The sequence below is a fragment of the Micromonospora sp. NPDC050795 genome (assembly GCF_044456785.1).
Taxonomy (GTDB): Bacteria; Actinomycetota; Actinomycetes; order Mycobacteriales; family Micromonosporaceae; genus Micromonospora.
In genome coordinates, this window is sequence record NZ_JBITGE010000006.1 from 63,251 (window position 1) to 84,849 (window position 21,599).

At 71.1% G+C, this 21,599-nt stretch carries 18 protein-coding genes; 11 read left to right on the forward strand and 7 right to left on the reverse strand.

What is annotated here, in order from left to right; genetic code table 11:
• Nucleotides 1-5 precede the first annotated feature (5 nt).
• The gene (locus tag ACIBEF_RS07410; RefSeq protein WP_396792033.1) at nt 6-191 is read right to left on the reverse strand and encodes a hypothetical protein; all 186 of its coding nucleotides are present in this window, start codon (nt 189-191) and stop codon (nt 6-8) included.
• 155 nt (nt 192-346) lie between these two features.
• Nucleotides 347-2,443, reverse strand: coding sequence for a S9 family peptidase (locus ACIBEF_RS07415; RefSeq protein ID WP_396792035.1), 2,097 nt, complete (start codon nt 2,441-2,443; stop codon nt 347-349).
• Nucleotides 2,444-2,539: 96 nt separating this feature from the next.
• On the opposite strand from ACIBEF_RS07415, the gene ACIBEF_RS07420 reads away from it, so the two are divergent.
• Nucleotides 2,540-3,898 (forward strand): FAD-binding oxidoreductase, encoded by a 1,359-nt coding sequence (locus ACIBEF_RS07420; protein WP_396792037.1) that lies wholly within the window; start codon nt 2,540-2,542, stop codon nt 3,896-3,898.
• A gap of 18 nt (nt 3,899-3,916) precedes the next feature.
• On the opposite strand, the gene ACIBEF_RS07425 is transcribed toward ACIBEF_RS07420, so the two are convergent.
• Both ACIBEF_RS07425 and ACIBEF_RS07430 read right to left on the reverse strand, forming a co-directional pair.
• Entirely contained in the window at nt 3,917-4,324 is a 408-nt protein-coding gene (locus tag ACIBEF_RS07425; protein ID WP_396792039.1) for a hypothetical protein, read from the reverse strand.
• 48 nt (nt 4,325-4,372) lie between these two features.
• On the reverse strand, nt 4,373-6,445 hold the full coding sequence (locus ACIBEF_RS07430; protein WP_396792041.1) for a SpoIIE family protein phosphatase: 2,073 nt from the start codon (nt 6,443-6,445) through the stop codon (nt 4,373-4,375).
• A gap of 295 nt (nt 6,446-6,740) precedes the next feature.
• Here ACIBEF_RS07430 and ACIBEF_RS07435 point away from each other — a divergent pair, with 295 nt between their 5' ends.
• Together ACIBEF_RS07435 and ACIBEF_RS07440 are read left to right on the forward strand one after the other, a co-directional pair.
• Nucleotides 6,741-11,108, forward strand: coding sequence for a HAMP domain-containing protein (locus tag ACIBEF_RS07435; protein WP_355004796.1), 4,368 nt, complete (start codon nt 6,741-6,743; stop codon nt 11,106-11,108).
• On the forward strand, nt 11,105-11,659 hold the full coding sequence (locus ACIBEF_RS07440) for a response regulator (RefSeq protein WP_357197877.1): 555 nt from the start codon (nt 11,105-11,107) through the stop codon (nt 11,657-11,659). The genes ACIBEF_RS07435 and ACIBEF_RS07440 overlap by 4 nt, the downstream gene beginning before the upstream one ends.
• A 14-nt stretch (nt 11,660-11,673) precedes the next feature.
• Here the strand turns inward: ACIBEF_RS07440 and ACIBEF_RS07445 are convergent, their stop codons facing one another.
• Nucleotides 11,674-12,009, reverse strand: coding sequence for an STAS domain-containing protein (locus tag ACIBEF_RS07445; RefSeq protein WP_355004798.1), 336 nt, complete (start codon nt 12,007-12,009; stop codon nt 11,674-11,676).
• A gap of 180 nt (nt 12,010-12,189) precedes the next feature.
• Between ACIBEF_RS07445 and hemL the strand changes: the two genes are divergently transcribed.
• The 6 genes from hemL to ccsB are packed head-to-tail and all read left to right on the forward strand — an operon-like array spanning nt 12,190 to nt 18,173.
• A complete protein-coding gene (hemL, locus tag ACIBEF_RS07450; protein ID WP_396792044.1) occupies nt 12,190-13,527 on the forward strand; it encodes a glutamate-1-semialdehyde 2,1-aminomutase in 1,338 nt (445 codons plus the stop codon).
• A 6-nt stretch (nt 13,528-13,533) separates the two neighbouring features.
• Nucleotides 13,534-14,181, forward strand: coding sequence for a histidine phosphatase family protein (locus tag ACIBEF_RS07455; protein ID WP_355004800.1), 648 nt, complete (start codon nt 13,534-13,536; stop codon nt 14,179-14,181).
• Nucleotides 14,181-14,747, forward strand: coding sequence for a TlpA family protein disulfide reductase (locus ACIBEF_RS07460; RefSeq protein ID WP_396792047.1), 567 nt, complete (start codon nt 14,181-14,183; stop codon nt 14,745-14,747). Before ACIBEF_RS07455 ends, ACIBEF_RS07460 begins: the two co-directional genes overlap by 1 nt.
• Nucleotides 14,747-15,565, forward strand: coding sequence for a cytochrome c biogenesis CcdA family protein (locus ACIBEF_RS07465; protein ID WP_396792049.1), 819 nt, complete (start codon nt 14,747-14,749; stop codon nt 15,563-15,565). The genes ACIBEF_RS07460 and ACIBEF_RS07465 overlap by 1 nt, the downstream gene beginning before the upstream one ends.
• Nucleotides 15,565-17,208 carry a cytochrome c biogenesis protein ResB gene (locus ACIBEF_RS07470; RefSeq protein ID WP_396792051.1) on the forward strand — a complete coding sequence of 548 codons (1,644 nt, stop codon included), beginning with the start codon at nt 15,565-15,567 and terminating at the stop codon, nt 17,206-17,208. Before ACIBEF_RS07465 ends, ACIBEF_RS07470 begins: the two co-directional genes overlap by 1 nt.
• Nucleotides 17,208-18,173 carry a c-type cytochrome biogenesis protein CcsB gene (gene ccsB / locus ACIBEF_RS07475; protein ID WP_396792053.1) on the forward strand — a complete coding sequence of 322 codons (966 nt, stop codon included), beginning with the start codon at nt 17,208-17,210 and terminating at the stop codon, nt 18,171-18,173. The genes ACIBEF_RS07470 and ccsB overlap by 1 nt, the downstream gene beginning before the upstream one ends.
• Nucleotides 18,174-18,242: 69 nt before the next feature.
• Here the strand turns inward: ccsB and ACIBEF_RS07480 are convergent, their stop codons facing one another.
• Complete coding sequence (locus tag ACIBEF_RS07480; protein WP_396792055.1) at nt 18,243-19,604, reverse strand: hypothetical protein; 1,362 nt, start codon at nt 19,602-19,604, stop codon at nt 18,243-18,245.
• A 359-nt stretch (nt 19,605-19,963) separates the two neighbouring features.
• On the opposite strand from ACIBEF_RS07480, the gene ACIBEF_RS07485 reads away from it, so the two are divergent.
• On the forward strand, nt 19,964-20,761 hold the full coding sequence (locus tag ACIBEF_RS07485) for a helix-turn-helix domain-containing protein (RefSeq protein WP_396792234.1): 798 nt from the start codon (nt 19,964-19,966) through the stop codon (nt 20,759-20,761).
• Complete coding sequence (locus ACIBEF_RS07490) at nt 20,752-20,940, forward strand: DUF397 domain-containing protein (protein WP_396792057.1); 189 nt, start codon at nt 20,752-20,754, stop codon at nt 20,938-20,940. The genes ACIBEF_RS07485 and ACIBEF_RS07490 overlap by 10 nt, the downstream gene beginning before the upstream one ends.
• Nucleotides 20,941-21,070: 130 nt before the next feature.
• Here ACIBEF_RS07490 and ACIBEF_RS07495 read toward each other — a convergent pair whose 3' ends face one another.
• Entirely contained in the window at nt 21,071-21,547 is a 477-nt protein-coding gene (locus ACIBEF_RS07495; protein ID WP_396792058.1) for a MarR family winged helix-turn-helix transcriptional regulator, read from the reverse strand.
• Nucleotides 21,548-21,599 lie beyond the last annotated feature (52 nt).

The following is a 21,599-nucleotide window of genomic DNA, read 5'->3' on the forward strand; positions in this document are numbered from 1 at the left end:
TCCGGTCAGGCGGCGAGCAGGCCGGAGGAGAGTGCGATCAAGGTGCCGACCACTGCCGAACAACAGCAGACCAGCAGGCCGGCGACCACCGCGAGGATCAGCCAGACCCGGCGGTCCCGCGCCACCGCCGCCACGCTCGGTCGGCGGACGTCCTCGGCGGCTCCGCCGTCACTATCCGCAGCCCCGGTCACCCCGGAAGTCTAGGCCGCGACATCCGCCACGACCCGGAAAGGCCGGGCCGCGCATGCGCGACCCGGCCATGAGCCCGCCCGATCGTCGGAGCGGGTGGTCTCCCCGAGCAGCCGAGGGGACCACTCCCACCACCGAACGCGATCATGCTGACCCGTCAGGCGTGGCCGATGCGGTCCAGGATCCAGGCGTTGATGAACGCCTCCTCGCGCCACGAGTCGTAGCGACCGCTCGGGCCGCCGTGCCCGGCACCCATCTCGGTCTTCAGCAGGTAGTCGCCGCCCGGGGCGGCCGCCCGCAGCCGGGCGATCCACTTCGCCGGCTCCGAGTAGAGCACCCGGGTGTCGTTGAGGCTGGTCACCGCGAGGATCGCGGGATAGTCGACGGCGGCCACGTTCTCGTACGGGGTGTAGGACTTCATGTACGCGTACACCTCGGGGTCGTCGAGGGGGTTGCCCCACTCCTCCCACTCGGTGACGGTCAGCGGCAGCGACGGGTCGAGGATCGACGTGAGCGCGTCCACGAACGGCACCTGCGCCACGATCCCGGCGAACGCGTCCGGCGCGAGGTTGGCCACCGCGCCCATCAGCAGGCCACCGGCCGACGCGCCCCGGGCGACCAGCCGGTCGCTGGCCGTCCAGCCGGCCTTGACGAGGTGCTGGGCGCACGCCACGAAGTCGGTGAAGGTGTTCTTCTTGGCCAGCAGCTTGCCCTGGTCGTACCACCGTCGGCCCAGTTCACCGCCGCCCCGGGTGTGCGCCACCGCGAAGACCACGCCCCGGTCCAACAGGGACAGCCGGGCCACCGAGAACCACGGGTCCATGCTGGCCTCGTAGGAGCCGTAGCCGTACAGCTCGCAGGGCGCCGAGCCGTCCCGGGGGGTGCCGACGCGGCAGACCAGTGAGATCGGCACCCGCGTGCCGTCGTCGGCGAGCGCCCAGTCACGGTGCTGCTCGTACTCGGCCGGGTCGTACGGTCGCCCGTCCGGACCGGGCAGCACCGGCTTCTGCTTGAGCAGCACCATCTGCCGGGTGACCAGGTCGTAGTCGTACACCGAGTCGGGGGTGATCAGCGAGGAGTAGCGCAGCCGGACCTGGCCGGTGCGGTACTCCGGGTTGGCGTCCAACCCGACGCTGTAGAGCGGCTCGGGGAAGTCGATGTCGAACCCGTCGTCACTGCCCACCGGCAGCACCCGCAGCCCGGTGAGCCCGTCGGTGCGCAGCGACACCACCAGGTGGTTGGCGAAGGCGTCGACGGCCTCCAGTCGGGTACCGGGGGTGTGCTCGATCAGCGGCACCCAGTCGCCCGGTACGTCCGCCGAGGTGAACGCCAGCGCGAAGTCCTCCGCGCCGTCGTTGTGCAGGATCAGGAAGCGGTGGCCGTGGTGCTCCACCGTGTATTCGACGCCCTGCCGGCGGGGGGCGATCACCGCCGGCGCGCCGGTCGGGTTGCCGGCGGGGATCACCAGCACCTCGCTGGTCACCTTGCTGTGCACGTCGATGAGGATGAACTTCTCCGACCGGGTCAGCTCCACCCCCACCCAGAACCGCTCGTCGTCCTCCTGGTGGACCACCACGTCGTCGGCGGCGGCCGAGCCGATGGTGTGCCGCCAGACCCGGTTCGGCCGCCAGGCGTCGTCCACCGTCACGTAGAACAGCACCGAGGCGTCGGACGACCAGGCGGTGCCGTAGAACGTGTCAGGCACCTCGTCCGGCAGCAGCTCGCCGGTGGTGAGGTCCTTCACCCGCAGGGTGAACCGCTCGTCACCGGAGAAGTCGGTGGAGTAGGCCAGCCAGCGACCGTCCGGGCTGACGTCGAACGCGCCGAGCGAAAAGAAGTCGTGCCCCTCGGCCAGCAGGTTGCCGTCGAGCAGCACCTCCTCGCCGTCGAGCGGGGCGCCGTCCGCGCTGACCGGCGGGTCGGTCTCACCGTCGCGGACCGCCCGGCGACACTGCACTCCGTACTGTTGTCCCTCGACCGTCCGGGTGTAGTACCAGTGCCCGCCCTTGCGGGTCGGCACCGACAGGTCGGTCTCCTGGGTGCGTCGGCGAGTCTCCTCGAACAGGTCGGCCCGCAGGTCGGCCAGGTGTGCGGTACGCGCGTCGGTGTACTCGTTCTCGGCGGTCAGGTAGGCGATCGTCTCCGGGTCGTCCTTGGCGGCGAGCCAGGCGTACTCGTCGACGACGGTGTCGCCGTGGTGGGTGCGCTCGCAGGGCACCCGCTTCGCCGCGGGCGGGGCAGTCTCGGTGGTCACGGCGGCCACGTTACCGGCCGGCAGCCGCAGCGCGCCGGACCAGCGGCATCCCGATACTCGCCACCACGGCTTTCGAACACATGTACGATGGCCGGCATGGCGGCAGCAGCGAGTTCCCTAGGCCGGTCCGGAGCCCTCGAGATCACCCGGCGGTTGGCGGCGATCTGCGGTCCACCGTTCTCCCGGCTGGCCGGGCCCGCCGACGAGGTTGCGGGGCGACCGGCGCGCTGGGTCGCCGTCCCGGGCGGCCCGCACGCCGCCGCCGAGGTGCTGCGGCTGGCCGCCGTCCACGATCTGACGGTGGTGCCCCGAGGTGCGGGCACGAAGATCGACTGGGGTGCCGCCCCCGTTCAGGTCGACATCCTGCTCGACACCGGCCGGCTGGCCGGCATCGGTCACGAGCCGGTCGACTCGCTCGTGGCCGACGTGGGTGCCGGCACTCCACTGCGGGCGGTGCAGGCCACCCTGGAGCGCACCGGGCAGCGGCTCGCCATGGACGCCCCCTCACCCGGCGCGACACTGGGCGGTGTGCTCGCCGCCGGCGAAGCCGGCCCGCTGCGCCACCGCCACGGCAGCCCCTGCGACCAACTGCTCGGTGTGCGTTACCTCGCCGCCGACGGCGAGCTGATCAGCGTCGGCGGCGGCGCGCCCGGGCTCGACCTGGCCCGCCTGCTCTGCGGCTCCCAGGGCGCGCTTGGCGTGCTGGTGTCGGCGAGCCTGCGGGTGCAGCCGGTGCCGGCGAGCAGGCTCTGGGTGTCCCGCCCGGTGTGGACGCCGTTGGAGGTGCACGACCTGGTCCGGACGATCCTCGCCGCTCGGCTGGAGCCGTCGGCCATCGAGCTGGACCTGCCCGGAGGCACCCCCCGCCCCCGTACGCCGTACCCGCCCGGCCATCCGGCGGCCACCGCCCGGGAACGCCATCCCTCGATGTCCGGCCGGGCCGGCGCCCCGTCCCGGGCCGGCAGCCTGGTGGTGCTGCTGGAGGGCGGTCCCGCCGACGTCACGGAGCGTGCCGAGCGGCTGGTCGGCTTGCTGCACGGGGAGGCGACGATCGCCCACTCCGCGCCGACGTGGTGGCGCCGCTACCCGTTCGCTCCCGGTGACACGGCGCTGCGACTGGAGGTGCCGATCGGCGACCTGCACGCGGCCGTCTACGCGCTGCGCGACGCGGCCGGAGCGCCGGTGCCGGTGCGCGGCTCCGCCGGGCTGGGCGTGGTGCACGCGGCACTGCCCGGGGCGCTGGCAGCCGACCGGGTGGCGTCCATCCTGGCCGCCGTCAGAGGGGTGCTGTTGGCCCGGCAGGGTCGCTGCGTGGTGGTCTCCGCTCCGGCGGCGGTCCGCCAGGCGGTCGACCTCTGGGGCGAGCTGGCCGGCCTGGCCCAGTTGCGGGCCGCGAAGCGGCACCTGGATCCGGAGCACCGGCTCGCGCCCGGCCGGCTCCCCGGCGGCCTCTGAGGCCGGGCCGGCAGAGGGTCAGTCCATCCACCACCGGTGCATGTCCAGCAGCGGCGGGGTGAGACGGGCCGCCATCACCAGCAGGCCACCCACCGCGCCGGCCAGCAGCAGTGACCGGGTCACCCGGGGCAGGACCGCGCGCTCCCGGGCGACCACCGCCCCCGCGACGATCGCCAACGGCAGCCCGAGCACCGCACCCGTCAGGTAGAGCACCGCCACCACGGGGTGGAGCACACCGAAGAAGGCGATGTCCTTCGGGTCGTACGCGCCGGTCAGCATCTCGGCCGGCCCGACGCCGGCGCTCGTCATCCGTCCGACGTAGAGCAGCAGCACGGCGAGGAACCCGCCGATGGTCGCGAACTGCGCGGCGATCAGGGCCCGGACCGCCGGCCGGGAGTACGACGTGACCTGCGCGGCGCTCGTCATGGCCGTCAATCTACCCAGCGGGCCGACATCCGGGGGCCCGTGCGGCGGTCAGGTCGCGTCGTTGCGGAGCACCAGGACGGCGATGTCGTCCCGGGGCGGCTCGACCGAGAAGTTGATCGCCGCAGCGCGCAGCCGGGCGGCCACCACGTCGGCCGAATATCCGGCCAGGGGCGCGGCGGCGTCCCGCAGCCGGTCGGTGCCGAACAGCTCCCGGCCGCGCCTCCGCTCGGTGACGCCATCGGTGTAGAAGATCAGCGAATCGCCCGGTGCGAGCGTGATCTCCGCCGTCGGCGAGGTGATCGTGTCGAGCAGGCCGAGCGCGGTGCCGCCCGTGCCGACGAACCCGGCACCGCCCGTTGCGGCAAGCAGCACCGGCCGGTCGTGCCCGGCGAGGTGCAGCGAGACGTCCAGCTGGTCACCCTGGCCCGGCCCGACCGCTGCCAGCGCCAGCGTGCAGTAGCGACCGCCGCCGCGCTCGACAAGTGTCTCGTTGAGCCGCGCCAGCGCCTCCGGTAACGGTTTGCCGTCGCCGACCAGAACTCGGATCACGTCCCGAACCAGCCCGGTCACCGCGGCGGCCTGGACACCCTTGCCCGAGACGTCACCGATCACCACCAGCCAGCGCCCGTCGGGCAGCGGCACCACGTCGTAGAAGTCGCCACCCACCTCGGCGTCGTCGCCGGTCGGGACGTACTCGGCGGCAAAACCGATCCCGTCCACCAGCGGCAGCACCGGCGGCAGCAGAGACTGCTGGAGCGTCTGCGCCACCCGACGGCGTTCGGCGTGGATCCGGGCGTTCTCGATGGCCAGCGCGGCCCGCCGGGCTACGTCCTCCAACACGGCCACCTCGTCCGGGTCGTGCCGGTGCCGCTGGTGCCGCCCCACCGCCAGGGTCCCGAGTCGCTGCCCGCGCGCGATCAACGGAACGGCGAAACCCTCCATCGGCCCGCCCAGGGGAATCTGCGCCGCGCTGCGGGACGCCTCGCGGAGGCGGGCCTGGATCGAGTCCGGACCGGTCTCGGCCAGCACCTTGTGCAGTTGCGGAAGCATCGACTCGTCAGCGTGGCTGGCCGCCGCCAGCCGGAGCCGACCCCACTCGTCGGTGGTGTGCACCGCGCACCACTGACCGAGTCGCGGCACCACCAACTGCGGCACCAGCGCCATGGTCAGGTCGACGTCGAGCGACTGGGCCAGCAGCTCGCTCGCCTCGGCCAGGAAGGTCAGCCACACCTGCCGGCGGACGTCGGCCCGGCGCAGCCGGTCGTTCTCCAGGTGCAGCGACAGCCGCTCGGCGGTGAGCACCGCCAACGGTTGGGCGTACGCCGACGGCGCGGCGTCCAACTCCAACTCCCCGGCGTACGGGCGGTGCACAGTCAGCGGCACCCGGAGCAGTTCGCTGCCGGGGCGGGGCGGCCGACCGAAGCGGGCCAGCACCTGGCTGCCCTGCCCGTCGCCCCGGTCCAGGCGGATCGTCCCGCCGGCTGCGCCCACCATCTCGGCGACCCGGCTGAGCAGGCTGGTGGCGAAGTCAGGCAACGGGTCGTCCCCGTGCAGGTCGGGGGCGGTCTGCATGAGTTCGCTCATCGCGCTGGCGCTCGGCGCGGACCCGTCGGTGCTCGTCCGGGGGCCGGCGTTGGCCGGTGTCGATTCGCTGATGGTTCCGCTGCTGGGCAGGTCGGTGCCGGGGCGGTCCAGCCGGAACCAGACGCCCTTCCCGGTGGGCAGGTACGTGGTGCCCCACCGGCTGGCGAAGTGGTCGACGAGCAACAGGCCCCGGCCCCGCACGGAGACCTCGTTGATCTCGGCGGAGTCGTTGCGGTCGCCGACGGTCAGCTCGTCGCCGGAACCGGGGGCGAAGTCGGAGACGGTGACGGTCAGCCCGATCTCGTCCGCGACGACCTCGATGTCCAGTTCGGTACGGGCGTGCTCGACGGCGTTGGTGGTCAGCTCGGTGGTGAGCAGCAGCGCCTCGTTGGCCAGCTCGTCCAGGTGTGACTCGGTCAACACCGAGCGGACCACGGCGCGGGCGGCGGCCGGTGTGCGCCGGTCGGCGGGCAGCCGGACGCGCCGGACGGCCCCGTCCTGGGCCCCGGCCGTCGCGGGCCCAACCTCGCCTGACACCCCCGTATCCTCCACCGTCGCACTGCCGGGTGCCAAGCCGATCAACGATCCGGTGCTGTCGCGTCGCTCAGCGGCACCGCTGGCGGCGCTGGGGGCGGACGCGTCGAAACGACTGGCGCGGGAGCCGGGCGAGGTTTGCGGCGCGGCGTGCCGGCCCGACGCCGATCGGGCGGGTCGACGGGGCGATCGATGGCACCTGGCGGGTCGCGCACCCTGGCACCACGGCGCGCGCGGGCACAATATGGGGTGCCGGTGTGTCCGCACGGACCGGTGCCCCCGAGTTGAGCGAGGAATGATGACCACGTCGAAGCAGTCGGTGGCGGATCCGTCCGCGCTCGACAACGAGGCGCTCCTCGGTGAGTTGACCGAGGCACTGCGCCGGATCGGGCGGGGCGACCTGAAGGTCCGGCTTCCCCGCCGGGCCGGCGCGGCCGGTGAGGTGGCGGACGCCTTCAACGAGGTGGTCTCGCTTCAGGAGCGGCAGTATCTGGACCTGCGCCGGATCAGCCGGATCGTCGGTCGTGACGGCCGGCTCACCGAGCGGCTCGACGACGAGGGGCTGGACGGCTCCTGGGCGGAGGGGCAGCGGGCGATCAACTCGCTGATCGACGACCTGGGTCGACCGACCACGGAGATCGCCCGGGTGATCGTTGCGGTCGCCGACGGTGACCTGTCCCAGCACATGGCGTTGGAGATCGACGGTCGGCCGCTGCGTGGTGAGTACCTGCGCATCGGGCGCACCGTGAACACGATGGTGGACCAGCTGTCGTCGTTCTCCAACGAGGTGACCCGGGTGGCCCGTGAGGTGGGCACCGAGGGCAAGTTGGGTGGCCAGGCCGATGTGCGGGGCGTCGCCGGCACCTGGAAGGACCTCACCGACTCGGTGAACACCATGGCGTCGAACCTGACCGGCCAGGTGCGGTCGATCTCGCAGGTGGCGACGGCGGTGGCCAAGGGCGACCTGTCGCAGAAGATCACCGTCGGCGCGCGTGGTGAGGTGGCCGAGCTGGCCGCCACGATGAACTACCTCACCGACACGCTGCGGCTCTTCGCCGAGCAGGTGACCCGGGTGGCCCGTGAGGTGGGCACCGAGGGCAAGTTGGGTGGCCAGGCCGAGGTGCCGAACGTCGCCGGCACCTGGAAGGACCTGACCGACAGCGTCAACTCGATGGCGTCGAACCTGACCGCCCAGGTCCGTAACATCGCGCAGGTCTCGACGGCGGTGGCGCGCGGTGACCTGTCGCAGAAGATCACGGTGGCGGCGCAGGGCGAGATCCTGGAGCTGAAGGACACCGTCAACACGATGGTGGACCAGTTGTCGTCGTTCGCGGACGAGGTGACCCGGGTCGCGCGTGAGGTGGGCATCGAGGGCAAGCTGGGCGGCCAGGCCCAGGTGCGCGGCGTCTCCGGCACCTGGCGGGACCTCACCGAGAACGTCAACCAGTTGGCCGGCAACCTGACCAGCCAGGTCCGCAACATTTCCCAGGTCTCCACCGCCGTGGCAAAGGGTGACCTGTCGCAGAAGATCACGGTGGACGCCCAGGGCGAGATCCTGGAGCTGAAGAACACCGTCAACACCATGGTGGACCAGTTGTCGTCGTTCGCCGACGAGGTGACCCGGGTGGCCCGTGAGGTGGGCACCGAGGGCAACCTCGGCGGTCAGGCGCAGGTGAAGGGCGTTTCCGGCACCTGGCGGGACCTGACCGACAACGTGAACTCGATGGCGTCGAACCTGACCAGTCAGGTCCGCAACATCGCCTCGGTGACCACCGCAGTGGCGAAGGGCGACCTGTCGCAGAAGATCACGGTGGACGCGCGGGGCGAGATCCTGGAGCTGAAGTCGACTGTCAACACGATGGTGGACCAGTTGTCGTCGTTCGCCGACGAGGTGACCCGGGTCGCTCGTGAGGTGGGCACCGAGGGCAAGTTGGGCGGTCAGGCGCAGGTGCGCGGGGTCGCCGGTACCTGGCGGGACCTCACCGACAACGTGAACTCGATGGCGTCGAACCTGACCGCTCAGGTCCGCAACATCGCCCAGGTGTCGACGGCGGTGGCGAAGGGTGACCTGTCGCAGAAGATCACGGTGGACGCGCGGGGCGAGATCCTGGAGCTGAAGTCGACTGTCAACACGATGGTCGACCAGTTGTCGTCGTTCGCCGACGAGGTGACCCGGGTGGCCCGCGAGGTGGGCACCGAGGGCAAGCTCGGCGGCCAGGCGCAGGTGAAGGGCGTTTCCGGCACCTGGCGCGACCTCACCGACAACGTGAACTCGATGGCGTCGAACCTGACCAGCCAGGTCCGCAACATCGCCTCGGTGACCACCGCCGTGGCGAAGGGTGACCTGTCGCAGAAGATCACCGTGGACGCCCAGGGCGAGATCCTGGAGCTGAAGTCGACAGTCAACACGATGGTGGACCAGCTGTCGTCGTTCGCCGACGAGGTGACCCGGGTGGCCCGCGAGGTCGGTATCGAGGGCAAGCTCGGTGGTCAGGCGCAGGTGAAGGGCGTCTCCGGCACCTGGCGCGACCTCACCGAGAACGTCAACCAGCTCGCCTCGACGCTGACCACGCAGTTGCGGGCCATCGCCCAGGTGTCCACGTCGGTGACCCGGGGCGACCTGACCCAGCGGATCGCGGTCAAGGCGCAGGGCGAGGTCGCCGAGCTGAAGGACAACATCAACCAGATGATCGTCACCCTCCGGGAGACGACCAAGAAGAACGCCGAGCAGGGCTGGCTGGATTCCAACCTCGCCCGGATCGGCGGCCTGTTGCAGGGCCAGCGCGACCTCGGCGAGGTCTGCCGCATGATCATGACGGAGGTGACTCCGCTGGTCGACGCCCAGCTCGGCGCCTTCTTCCTGGCCGACGACACCGACGGCAGCATGCGGCTGCGGCTGACCTCCTCGTACGGGTACGTGGCGCGGGGGCACGACGTCACCTTCGGGCCGGGTGAGGGGCTGGTCGGGCAGACCGCGCTCTCCCGTCGCACGATCCGGGTCAGCGCCTCCCCGAACAGTCGGCTCACCCTGCGGTCCGGTCTGGCCGAGACACCCCCGTCCGACCTGGTGGTGCTCCCCGTCCTGTTCGAGGGCGAGCTGCTCGGGGTGATCGAGTTCGCCAGCGTGTCGGCCTTCTCCGAACTGCACCTGTCGTTCCTGGAGCGGTTGGTGCTCACCATCGGCATCGCGGTCAACACCATCCAGGCCAACCGGCGTACGGAGGAGCTGCTGGCCCAGTCGCAGCGGCTGGCGCACGAGATGCAGGAGCAGTCGGCGGAGTTGCAGCGCACCAACGCTGAGCTGGAGGAGAAGGCCACTCTGCTGTCCGAGCAGAAGGGCAACATCGAGACGAAGAACCGTGAGATCGAGCTGGCGCGGCTGGGCCTGGAGGAGAAGGCGCAGCAGCTGACCCGGGCGTCGGCGTACAAGTCGGAGTTCCTGGCGAACATGAGCCACGAACTGCGGACTCCGCTGAACTCGTTGTTGCTGCTGGCCCGCCTGCTGGCCGAGAACTCGGAGCAGAACCTCAGCCCGAAGCAGATCGAGTTCGCCCGGACCATCCACGGCTCCGGCTCCGACCTGCTGCGACTGATCGACGACATCCTCGACCTGTCCAAGATCGAGGCGGGCCGGATGGACGTCGAGCCGACCGAGATCCGCTTCACCGAGCTGCGCGGCTACGTCGAGCAGGCGTTCGCCCCGCAGGCCGAGGAGAAGAACCTGGACTTCCAGGTACGGGTGAGTAAGGATCTGCCGCCGGCGTTGGTGACCGACGCGCAGCGGTTGCAGCAGATCCTGCGCAACCTGCTCTCCAACGCGGTGAAGTTCACCGACAACGGCGCGGTGACGCTGCGGATCGCCCCGGCCGCGGAGAACGCGGTGTTCGATGTGCCGGCGCTGACGAACGCTCAGCAGGTGATCGCGTTCACCGTGATCGACACCGGGATCGGCATCTCCGACGACAAGTTGTCGATCATCTTCGAGGCGTTCCAGCAGGCCGACGGCACGACCAGCCGCCGGTACGGCGGCACCGGGCTGGGCCTGTCGATCAGCCGCGATCTGGCCCGACTGATCGGCGGCACCATCACCGTCTCGTCCGCGCCCGGCCAGGGCTCGACCTTCACGCTGTTCGTGCCGCAGGTGCTGGCCCCGGACGCGGTGGTCGTGCCGCAGATGCCGTCGCCGCAGCGCGCCGGGCTGCCGTCGTCGCTGCTGATGCCGCCGCTGGAGCTGCTGCCGGAACGGCCGGAGGCGCCGGCCACCCGTCAACTGGACGGTGCCACGGTGCTGATCGTGGACGACGACGTACGCAACGTCTTCGCCTTGACCAGCGCGTTGGAGCTGCACGGGATGACCGTGCTGTACTCGGACAACGGGGCGGACGGTGTCCGTCTGCTGGCCGAGCATCCGGAGGTGGACATCGTGCTGATGGACGCCATGATGCCCGACCAGGACGGTTACGAGACCACCCGCCAGATTCGCCGCAACCACCGGTTCGCCGACCTTCCGGTGGTCTTCCTGACCGCGAAGGCGATGCCGGGTGACCGTGAGTCGGCGCTCGCTGCCGGGGGCAGCGACTACATCACCAAGCCGGTCGACCTGGACGACCTGATCGAACTGATGTCGTCCTGGATCAACGGCAGCCGGACCGAGGAGACTTCGTGACCCAGATGGCCAAAGCGCTGCTCGTTGACGACCGGCGGCAGAACCTGACGGCCCTGGAGGCGATTCTTCAGGGCCTGCCGGTCCAGTCCGTGGCGGTGGAGAGCGGCGAGGCGGCGCTCAAGCAGCTGCTGGTGGACGACTTCGCGGTGATCCTGTTGGACGCGCAGATGCCGGACATGGACGGCTTCGAGACGGCGAGCCACATCAAGCGTCGCGAGCGGACCCGGCACGTGCCGATCATCTTTCTCACCGCCGCCGACCGGGACGCCCAGCTCGCCCTCCGGGGCTACCAGGTGGGCGCGGTGGACTACCTCACCAAGCCGTTCGACCCATGGGTGCTCCGGGCCAAGGTGTCGGTCTTCGTCGAGCTGTGGGTGAAGACCCGGCAGTTGGCCGCCCAGTCGGATCTGGTCCGGGAGCGCGACACGCAGTGGCGGCGGCTCACCGAAGCGGTCGACGAGGCGACCGCCCAGCTCCGCTCGGACGACCCGGAGGTCCGCGACCGGGCGGTGCGGCTGCTCGAGCAGGCCCGCTGGGGCAACACCGCCTGACGCGGCGGGGCGGCTCAGCCGGTGGGCTGGTCGTTACGGATCATCAGGGCACTGCGCAGGCCGGTGATGTCCAGTACGCGGATCAGGAAGTCGCCCACGTGCGTCAGCATCAGCAGGCTCTGCGCGTGGCTGGCCTTGCGGCTGAGCACGACCAGGGTGCCCAGCCCCTGCGAGTCGCAGAAGGTCACACCACCGAGGTCGAGGATGATCTTCGGGGGTGGGTCGGCCAGCACCTCGTTGACGACGGTGGAGAGCTGAGCCGCTGTGAGCATGTCGATCTCACCGGCCAGGCGCAAGACTGCTTCGTCGCCCGTCCGGTGTAGCGTGATGGACAGTTCGGCACGATCCACCCGGTCAGCCTAGCGCGATCCGACCGACCTGGCCTGTCGAGGCCGCGAGCCGTCACCGTCCAGGCCACGAGGCCCCTCCTGTCAGTGCTGCTGACCGGCGCGGGTCACAGGTGAGCCGGGTAACCCCCACCACGGGGTGGCTGCTGGTTGACCGTCCGGCGCTGTCACAATGGCGGCATCGTGACCGACATCTTCTCCGCCGGATCCGGCCGCTACCCAGCCGATGCGCCGGCCTCCGAGGCCCTGTTCGACCGCGCCCGCGCCATCGTGCCGGGCGGGGTGAACTCCCCTGTGCGCGCCTTCCAGGCGGTCGGCGGCACCCCGCGATTCATGGTCCGTGGTGAGGGCCCGTGGCTGTACGACGCCGACGGTCGCCGCTACGTCGACCTGGTCTGCTCCTGGGGTCCGCTGATCCTCGGGCACGCCCACCCGGAGGTGGTGGAGGCCGTCCAGGCCGCCGCCGCCCGGGGAACCAGCTTCGGCACGCCCACCCCCGGTGAGGTGGAGCTGGCCGCCGAGATCGTCGCCCGTACCCCGGTCGAGCAGGTACGCCTGGTCAACTCCGGCACCGAGGCGACCATGTCGGCGATCCGGCTGGCCCGCGGCTTCACCGGCCGCTCGAAGATCATCAAGTTCGCCGGTTGCTACCACGGCCACGTCGACGCGCTGCTCGCCGCCGCCGGCTCCGGCGTGGCCACCCTGGGCCTGCCCGACTCGCCCGGTGTGACCGGCGCGGCGGCCAGCGAGACGATCGTGCTTCCGTACAACGACATCCGGGCCGTCGAGGAGGCCTTCGCCGCCGAGGGCCCGCACATCGCCGCCGTGATCACCGAGGCCGCCGCCGGCAACATGGGTGTGGTGGCCCCCCGCGACGGCTTCAACCAGCAGCTCGCCCGGATCGCGCACGCCCACGGCGCCCTCTTGGTGGTGGACGAGGTGATGACCGGGTTCCGGGTCTCCCGCGCCGGGTGGCACGGCCTCGACGCCTCCGACGCGGACCTGTGGACGTACGGCAAGGTCATGGGTGGCGGCCTGCCCGCCGCGGCGTTCGGCGGGCGCGCGGACATCATGGCGCGGCTCGCGCCGGCCGGCCCGGTCTACCAGGCCGGCACCCTCTCCGGTAACCCGCTGGCCTGCGCCGCCGGCCTGGCGACCCTGCGGCTCGCCGACGACGCGCTGTACCAGCGCCTCGACGAGACGGCCGCCGTGGTGGGCAAGCTCGCGTCCGACGCGTTGGCCGCCGCCGGAGTTCCGCACCGACTGTCGTACGCGGGCAGCATGTTCTCGATCTTCTTCACCGACGCCGACGTGGTCGACTACGACAGCGCGCGCACTCAGCAGGTGCCCGCGTTCAAGGCGTTCTTCCACGCGATGCTCGCCGCCGGCGTCTACCTGCCGCCGAGCGCGTTCGAGTCGTGGTTCGTCTCGGCGGCGCTCGACGCCGCCGCTCTGGAGCACATCGCCGCCGCGCTGCCCACTGCGGCGAACGCGGCGGCAGCGGCTGGTCACGGGGGGTAGACAACCTTGAGCAAGACTGTGGTTCACGTGCTGCGGCACGGCGAGGTGCACAACCCCGACCAGATCCTCTACGGCCGGCTGCCCGGTTTCCGCCTCTCCGAGCTGGGTGTGCAGATGGCCAAGGCCGCTGCGGAGGGCCTGGCCGAGCGGGAGATCGTGCACGTGGTGGCCAGCCCGTTGGAGCGCGCCCAGCAGACCGCCGAGCCGATCGCCGCCCAGTTCGGGCTGCCGGTCGGGGTGGACGAGCGGCTGATCGAGAGCGCCAACTGGTTCGAGGGCAAGAAGGTCTCCCCGGGTGACGGGTCGTTCCGCGACCCGCGCAACTGGTGGGTGCTGCGCGACCCGGTGACCCCGTCCTGGGGTGAGGCGTACCGGGTGATCGCCGAGCGGATGTTCGCCGCCGTGCACGCCGCCCGGGTCGCCGCCGAGGGACGCGAGGCGGTGCTGGTGTCGCACCAGCTCCCGATCTGGACGTTGCGCCGTCACGTCGAGCGCAAGCGGCTCTGGCACGACCCGCGTAAGCGGCAGTGCGGCCTGGCGAGTCTCACCTCGTTCCACTTCGACGGCGCGAAGGTGGCGGGCATCGGCTACAGCGAGCCGGCCGCGCACCTGATCGCTCTCTCCGCGACCGCCCGGACGGCCAAGGGGGCCTGATGAACGCCCGGAGGTGGACCGCCGGTCTGCTCGCCACCGTCGCCGCGGTGGCGCTGGTCGGCTGCACGTCCGGGGGTGGCGGGGAGAAGCAGTGCACCAGCGACGGCCTCACGATCACCTGTGCGCCGGACCAGCGGTCGAAGACGCCCAAGGTGGTCGGCGAACTGCTCACCGGTGGCCGGTACGACGTCTCCCAGGCACGCGGTCAGGTCGTCGTCGTCAACTTCTGGGGTTCCTGGTGCGCGCCCTGCCGTGCGGAAGCTGACGACCTGGAGGACACCTACCAGGCCACCAAGGCGTCCGGGGTGACCTTCCTGGGCGTCAACGTGCAGGACAGCAAGGACAAGGCGATCGCCTTCGAGCGGGGGCGGGTCACCTACCCGAGCATCTTCGACCCGTCCAGCAGTCAGGCGCTGAACTTCGACATCCCGCCCAATTCCACACCGGCCACGGTGGTCCTCGACCGCGACGGCCGGATCGCCGCGGTCATCCGTCGCGCCACGACCAGGGACGAGCTACGGCCGATCGTCGAACGGGTCGCCGCCGAGAAGCCGGCGCCGAACTGATGGGCGAGACCTTCCGGGAGTTGGCCCTCAGCGGGCCGCTGCTGCTCGCCATCGGCGCGGCGGCGCTCGCCGGCCTGGTCAGCTTCCTATCTCCCTGCGTTCTTCCGCTCGTCCCCGGTTACCTGTCGTACGTGACCGGTCTGGCCGGCGCGGACTTGGAGGGCCGGCGACCGCAGGCCGATTCCGCGCCGGCCGGCGGGGGTGTCGCGGTCAAGGAACGGGTCGCGCGGGTCGGCGCGGTCAAGGGCCGGGTGCTCGCCGGGACGCTGCTCTTCATCGGCGGCTTCACAGTCGTCTTCGTGGCCACCGCGATCCTCTTCGCCAGCATCGGTCGGGTGTTCTTCGACTACAAGCGCGAGTTGCAGATCGGCGTCGGCCTGCTGGTCATCGTGGCGGGGTTGAGCTACCTCGGGATGATCCCGGCCCTGCAACGCGAGTTCCGGATCTCCCGGTTGCCGTCCGCCGGGCTGCTCGGCGCACCGGTCTTCGGGGCGGTCTTCGCGCTCAGTTGGGTGCCCTGCACCGGCCCCACCCTCGGCGCGGTGATGGGCATGGCCACCGCCAGCGGCCAGAGCGACCGGGCCGTGGTGCTCGCCGTGGCGTACTGCCTCGGGTTGGGGATACCGTTCATCGTCTTCGGGCTGGGCTTCGAACGCCTGCTCGGGGTCTTCCGCGCCGTCCGGCGCAACAGCCGCTGGGTCACCCGGGTCGGCGGCGCCCTGCTCATCCTGATCGGTCTGGCCCTGGTCACCGGCGGATGGCAGAGCTTCGTGATCTGGCTGCAGACCACCGTCGGGGTGGGCGAGGTGAGCATCTGATGACGGTCGTCGACGACCGACCGGAAACCGCGGCGCCCGCGCCACGCCGCCGGCCGAACCGGCTGCTGGCCCTGCTGCGCAACTCGTGGCGGCAGCTCACCAGCATGCGTACGGCGCTGATCCTGCTCTTCCTGCTCGCGATCGCCGCCATTCCCGGCTCGGTGCTGCCGCAGCGCGGAATCAGCCCGGAGAAGGTCAACGAGTACTTCGTCGACCACCCGGACTGGGCCCCCCGACTGGACCGGATCGGCGCGTTCGAGGTCTTCGGGTCGGTCTGGTTCTCCGCGATCTACCTGCTGCTGTTCACCTCCCTGATCGGCTGCATCACGCCCCGGCTGCGCGACCACGTCCGCACGCTGCGATCCCGTCCGCCGGCCGCGCCGAAGCGGATGGCCCGGCTGCCGCAGCACACCGTGCTGCCCGCCCCGCCCGGTGGGGCGGCGGCGATCGCGGAGGTACTGCGCAAGCGGCGCTGGCGCGTCGAGGTGCGCGGCGACGAGGTCTCCGCCGAGAAGGGCTACCTCAAGGAGACCGGCAACCTGCTGTTCCACACCTCGCTGATCGCGGTGCTGATCGGGGTGGCGCTCGGCTCCTGGTACGGCTGGAGCGGCAACCGGCTGCTGGTGGCCGGCGCGGACAACGCGTTCTGCAACACCCGCCAGCAGTACGCCGAGGCGAAGCTCGGCCCCCAGGTGGACAGCGCCGACCTGCCCGGCTTCTGCCTGCGGCTGGACGACTTCCAGGCCCGGTTCCTGGCGTCCGGCCAGCCGGAGTTCTTCAACGCCAGGGTGACCGTCAACGGTCCGGACGAGCCGACCCGCAGCGCCGACTTCTCGGTGAACTCGCCGCTGCGCCTGAACGACGCCAGCGTCTACCTGCTCGGCCACGGGTACGCCCCGGTGATCCGCTACACCGACCGGTTCGGCAACAGCCAGATCAGTGACGAGCCGTTCCTGACCACCGGCGACATGGGCCTGACCAGCGAGGGGCTGGCGGCCTTCCCGGACGCGAACGTCGACCCGGCGACCGGCCAGCGCGCACCCGATCTGCAGATGGCGTTCACCGGCATCTACCTGCCCACCGCGCCCGAGCAGGCGCCGTTCGTCCGCTCGCAGTACCCGACCGAGCGCAACCCTGCGCTGAACCTGGTCGCCTACCGCGGCAACCTCGGCCTCGACGCCGGTATCCCCGGCTCGGTCTACCAGCTCGACCAGCGGCAGGTGCGGGCCGGCAAGGTCAAGGAGGTCGGCACCAAACTGCTCCGCAAGGGTGAGACCTGGAAGCTGGACGACGGCACGACAGTCGAGTTCCTGGGCACCGAGCGGTACGTCACCCTCTCCGTCCGGCACGATCCCGGCTCGACGATGCTGCTGGTCAGCTGCGGCGTCCTGCTGGTCGGGCTGATGGGTTCGCTGTTCGGAAAGCGCCGCCGGGTGTTCTTCCGGGTGGTGCCGGCCGACCCCGGGAACGGATCTCCGACGAGCGGTAGTAGCTTGATGGAGGTCGGTGGGTTGCCGCGTACCGACTATCCAGGGTTCGCCGACGAGTTCACCCAGCTGGTCGCCGCCGTCAGCGGTGCCGAACGGGCTGGTGCTGGCGCTGACTCCGCTGACCGGGCCGGCGTGCGAGAAGGAGCCGAGTGATGTCCGCACTCTCCGACAATCTGGTGACATTCGCGATCCTGGCGTACCTGGTCGCGATGATCGGCCACGCCGTCGAGTACGCGCTGGGCAACGCCCGTACCCGGGTCGCCACGGCGGCTCCGGCGCGCGAGTTGGTAGGTGCCGGTGGCGTCCCGACGCCGTCCGCGCCGGTCCCTTCGCCACCGACGGTCGACCGCTCGGCCGGGCGGGCCCGGCTCGCGGGCCTGATCGGGGTGGGCGCCACCGCGGTCGCCGCCGCGCTGCACCTGGGGGCACTGGTCACCCGTGGGCTCGCCGCGGACCGGATGCCGTGGGGCAACATGTACGAGTTCGTGCTCACCGTGACGTTCATCGGGGTGGCCGCCTGGCTGGTGGTGCTCTGGAAGCGGCCGTCGCTGCGCAAGCTCGGGCTCTTCCTCACGCTGGTGATGGTGCTGCTGGTCGCCACCGCCGAGCTGGTGCTGTACGTGCCGATCGTGCCACTGGTCCCGGCACTGAACTCGTACTGGTTCATCATCCACGTCTCGACGATCGTCTTCGCGTCCGGCATCTTCCTGCTCGGCGTGGTGCCGGCGGTCGGCTTCCTGATGCGCAGCGGGTACGAGCAGGGCAAGCGGAGCTTCCCGTACATCCTGGCCAAGCGGCTGCCCGGTGCGGCCGGCCTGGAGCGGCTGACCTTCGCGTTGCACGCCTTCGCGTTCCCGATCTTCACCTTCGCGGTGATCGCCGGTGCCATCTGGGCCGAGGCGGCCTGGGGTCGGCCGTGGGGCTGGGACCCGAAGGAGACCTGGGCGTTCATCTCCTGGGTGGTGTACGCCGGCTACCTGCACGCCCGCGCGACGCCCAGCGTGAAGCGCAACGTGGCCACCTGGATCGCGGTGCTCGGCTTCCTCACCGTGCTGATGAACCTGTTCGGCGTGAACATCTTCTTCACCGGCCTGCACTCGTACGGCGGGCTGGACTGACCTGGACGTGGAGCGCGGGCCGGTCACGGATTCGTCAGTGACCGGCCCGCATCGTTCTCCGTGCCTCGGTCAGCTCACCGTGACCGGGGCGATGTCGTTGCTCGGGTCGTCGTCTACCCGGGGGTAGCTCTGGAACGGCTGGACCTCGCCGGGGGCCCCCGACAGGCTGTCGATCCGCAGGTCGAACCCGACCGCGTGAGTCGTGCCAGCGGGGAAGACCGACCCCGGCCCGTTGCAGTACCAGGTTGCCGGGACGGTCTCGTGCTCCTCCTCGTCACCGTTCAGCCAGCAACCCGACGGGGTGGCCAGCACGGTGACCCCGGCGGGTGGGGTGAAGAGGAAGCCCCCGACGCTCTCGCCGGAGATGCTGCCGTCCGGCACGCCCGGACCGCTGTTGCGCAGGCCCACGGTGACCCGCACGGTGTCCCCGACAGCTCCGGTGACGGCTGCGCCCTCGGCGACGATGTCGAAGGCGCCGTACACCCCGCGCAGGTATGTCTGGCCGTCGGCTCGGGTCGCCTCGACCGGGATCACGTCGAGCGCTGCGCCCACCGGCCGTAGCCGCAGCGCCCGGTCGGCGTCGCGGCTCTTGAGCTTCACGCCGCTCGGGAGCGGCCCGGCACTGGCCAGCGGCTCTACGACCTGGGTGATCCGCTTGCTGCCGAGCGTCGCTGGGCCGACCGTGGTGCCGAGCCCACCCCGCAGCTCGTGGAGTTGGCCGGGCGCGAACGTGCCCCGCACGGTGCAGACCACCACTGTGGCGAGCGACTGGTTGGTGCCGTATCGGCAGTTGCGATAGCTGGGCGGAACCAGGCCCACCGGGAAGCGGAGCGTGAGTCGCAGGTCCACCGCCGGCTGGTCACCGGCGTTGATCACGGACACCGGTACGGCGAGGTTGTCGTCCACCTCGACGCCGGTCAGGTATTCGTTGACCGTGTCGAGCAGGTCGGGGCCGGACCGCACGGTGACAGTCGCCTGCTGCGTGTACGCCTCGGTCTGCTCACCGAGCGCCGTGTAATCGAGGGTGCCGGTCGCGCCGTCGACCGCGCCGGGCGCGGGCCGGAACACCACCGGCACGGTGCCGGTGAGCGTGCCGAACTCGTCGATGGCCGTCGGCGGCATCGGGCAGGTCACCGAGGTGCCCTGGGTGACGCAGTAGTCGGGGAAGCCGGCGGTGGCCACGCCGGCCAGGCCGGTCAGGTCGATGGTCACCCGGGGCTGGCTGGCGCCGGTGCTGCTCACTGTCAGCGGCACCGTGCGGCCGGGAGCGCCGGGGCCGCCGAGGGTGACGTCACCCAGCGAGCCGTCGACCCAGCCGGGGTCGTCCTGGGCCGCGGCCGGGCCCGCCGCCACAGCGACCCCTGCGGTGCCCACGACCAGCGCGGTCAGGCCGCGCAAGAGCCTGCCACGCGCAACGTGCACAGATCTCATGGATCTCCTTGGTGAGGGATGAGCCGGTCGGAAGAAGCCAGGATCGATCCCTCCGGCCCCGAGCGGCATTCATGATCTTAGAGATCACCTGCGACAGTTTTCGATCGATGGTTTCGGCCGTTGATCCACTCGGCGTTCAGGAAGTCGGGGTGTCGTGCGGCCCGGGATGCCGCGACCTCCTGAAACCCGAGTGGATCTCTCGGCGGCGGCGGCTGAGCCGGGCGGTCGGGCCGGGTCGTAGCTCGCGTTACCGCGATATGCGCGTCACGGCATGACACAGCGTCAGGCGCTCGCTACCGTGCGGCGGATGGGTCGCATGACCCGGCAATCGCGGCGGAAGGTGGGGTGCGGTGACCACAATGGTGTCCACGGCGGCGCTGATCCGGGAGCAGCTCCGGCGGTCCCGGCTCGCGGCCGGGCTGACTCAGGAGGAGTACGGCAGACGCGCGCACTACTCGCCGTCCATGGTGTCGGCCGTCGAGTTGGGGCACACGGCGCCCAACGAGGCGTACCTGACCCGGGCCGACGAGGTGCTCGACACCGGCGGCCTGCTGACCTCGCTCCGCGAGCTGGGTCGGCGCGACGGCGAGCCGGTCTGGTTCCGCCCCTGGCTGGAGGTCGAGCGGGTCGCCACCCAGCTGCGCTGCTTCGAAGCGACGATGGTTCCCGGGCTGTTGCAGACCGCCGACTACGCCCGTGCGGTGTTCCGGCTCGACCTCGGGCTGACCGCCGACCGGGTGGAGGAGTTGGTGGCGGCCCGGCTGGAGCGGCAGACGATCCTCGACCGGGAGCACCCACCGCAGCTCACCGCCGTGATCGACGAGGCCGCGCTGCGGCGCTTCGCGGAGGGGTGCGCCGGGGTGCTGGCCGAGCAGCTCCGGCACCTGGTGGCGTGCGCCCGCCGCCCGCACATCAGGGTGCACGTGCTGCCGCAGGGTGTGGGCCTGCACGCCGGCCTCTTCGGGCCGTTCATCCTCGGCCGCACCGCCGACGGCAGTTGGCTCGGCTTCCTCGACAACCAGACCGGCGGCACCGCCGTGGACGACATCTTCGAGGTGGCGACCCTGCTCGGAAGGTGGGAGAGTCTGCGCAGTGACGCGCTGCCCCGGCAGCAGTCGATCGACCTGCTCGAGGAGATCGTGAAGCCATGGATCTGACCGGAGCCCGCTGGCACAAGTCCACCCGAAGCGGCAACAACAGTGGCGCGTGCGTCGAGGTCGCCGACAACCTGCCCGGCCGGGTGCACGTCCGCGATTCCAAGGACCGCGACGGCCACCTGCTGACCTTCACCCCGGCCGCGTGGCGGGCCTTCGTCGAGCTGGCCCGCACCCACTGACCTTTCGCTGAACCGGGCAACCGCAGGCTGCACCGCATCCGGCACGGTCGCCCGGCAACCGCCACCTCGGCGAAACGGCGTCGATCCGGTCCCGACCCGCCACCGGCTCATGCCTGCGCAGCAACTGGGGTCAGCCGCCGAACCAGCCGGGCACGTCGAGTCGGAACCAGTTGGCCGAGGCCATCGTGCCGAGGTCGTCTTCCATCGCGGTGACCCGTTCCGGGCCGAGCGTCTCGGTCCACTGTGCTCGCAGCCGGTCGAAGATTTCGGCCGAGCGGCGTAACCCGTCGGCACCGCGCGGGGTCACCCGGACCAGCCGCCGTCGGGCGTCGGACGGGTCGTCGACCCGCTCCAGGTAGCCGACGGCCACCAACCGGTCGACGGTCTTGCCGGCGGCCTGCTTGGAGATGCCCAGCCGCTGGCCCAGCTCGGTGGCCGTGGTGCCGTCCGCGCCGACGGCCTGGAGCACGAAGCCGTGCAGCGGTCGCAGCTCCGGGTGCCCCTGCCGAGCCAGTTCGGCGTGCAGGTCGTCGATGAGCGTCCGGAAGCCGGCCAACAGCAGCAGCGGTAGCGCGAAGCCGGGGCGCGCGGGATCAGCGGTTGCCATCTTCGACAACCATGTTTACTATTTCGTCAACCACGTTGACTATCGTAATGCA